The sequence below is a fragment of the Streptosporangium sp. NPDC006013 genome, from assembly GCF_040614275.1.
Lineage (GTDB): Bacteria > Actinomycetota > Actinomycetes > Streptosporangiales > Streptosporangiaceae > Streptosporangium.
On sequence record NZ_JBEXUE010000947.1, the window covers coordinates 1 to 1,344 of the forward strand.

General features: G+C 73.1%; 2 protein-coding genes. Both read left to right on the top strand.

Going from position 1 to position 1,344, the window contains the following annotated elements:
* Positions 1-207 (top strand): hypothetical protein (locus tag ABZ260_RS51130; protein WP_355633253.1); only part of this gene is annotated, 207 nt, incomplete at its 5' end.
* A 9-nt stretch (positions 208-216) separates the two neighbouring features.
* Positions 217-1,254 carry a pyridoxal-phosphate dependent enzyme gene (locus ABZ260_RS51135; RefSeq protein ID WP_355633256.1) on the top strand — a complete coding sequence of 346 codons (1,038 nt, stop codon included), beginning with the start codon at positions 217-219 and terminating at the stop codon, positions 1,252-1,254.
* The last annotated feature ends 90 nt before the right edge of the window (positions 1,255-1,344 follow it).

Consider the following 1,344-nt stretch of genomic DNA (forward strand, 5'->3'; position numbering starts at 1 on the left):
GGCTTGCCCCTGGTCAGCCAGCCGCGTAGCCGTTCCAGCAGGCGGTCGACGTCTACGGGCTTGGTCCGCGCGCAGGGGTACGACAAGGCCGGGCTGGGGGTGGACGCGGACAACCCGACCGGGGCTTTCGGCATCTACACCCGCGCCGGGTTCGAGATAGCGCACCGCACGGCCGACTACGCGCTCCCGCTGGTCCCCCGGCGGTAGATTGCCCGGATGATCAGTGCGTGGGCGGCGGAGGCGATCGTACGGCTGGATGACGAGATGGAGCGGGCGGGCTGCACGCCGCTGCGCCGGTTCCCGTTGCCCGCCGGGTGGGAGATGCGGCTGTGGATGAAGGACGAGTCGGCGCAGCCGACGGGGAGTCTCAAACATCGGCTGGCGCGTGCCCTGTTCCGCCAGGCGATCGCCTCGGGCCGGATCGCGGAGGGCACCACGGTGGTGGAGGCCACCGGGGGTGCGATGGCGGTCGCCCAGGCCTACTTCGCCCGGATGCTCGGCCTGCCGTACGTCGCGGTGATGCCCGGGAGGTCCTCGGGGGAGGGCGTCGAACGGCTGGGCGGGACGTGCCGGTTCGTCGATCCGCCCCTGGCCGTCTACGGCGAGGCCAGGGAACTGGCCGATCAGGTCGGTGGCCACTACCTGGACCACTACGTCTCGGCCGCGGCCGTCGACTGGCACGGGGGGAGTCTGGCCGAGGAGCTGTTCGGGCAGGTGGGGGAGTGCCCCCGGTGGGTGGTGGTCGGCGCGGGCACCGGCGCCACGTCCGCCGCCGTCGGCCGTCACCTGCGTGCCCATGAGCTGCCGGGTCGGCTGGCCGTGGTCGATCCGGAGAACTCCGCCTACTTCCCCGGCTGGGCGAGCGGCGCCGCCGACTACGGCACCGGGATGCCGTCCCGGATCGAGGGGATCGGCCGGCCGAGGATGGAGCCGGGGTTCGTCCCCGATCTCGTCGACCTGGTGGTGCCGGTGCCGGACGCCGCCAGTGTGGCCGCCGCCCGCCGGGTGCGCCGGGAGACCGGGCTGACGGTCGGCGGTGCCACGGGCACGAACCTGTGGGGTGCGCTGGAACTCGTCACGCGGATGCGCGCCCAGGGTGTCCGGGGCGACGTGGTGACCGTGATCGGCGACGCCGGCGCGCGCCACCTGCGGACCTGCCACGACGATGGCTGGGCGGAGGACAGGGGGCTGGACTGGCGGCCGTACGCGGCGCGGCTGGAAGGCCTGCTCGATCATGGGGAGTGCTGGGGGTGACGGGCGACTTCGGCGCGGAGCTGGTTGAGTGCGACGCGGACTTGGAACAGCTCGGCTTGCAGGTTGCTCAGGGCCTCGTGTTCCATTTGC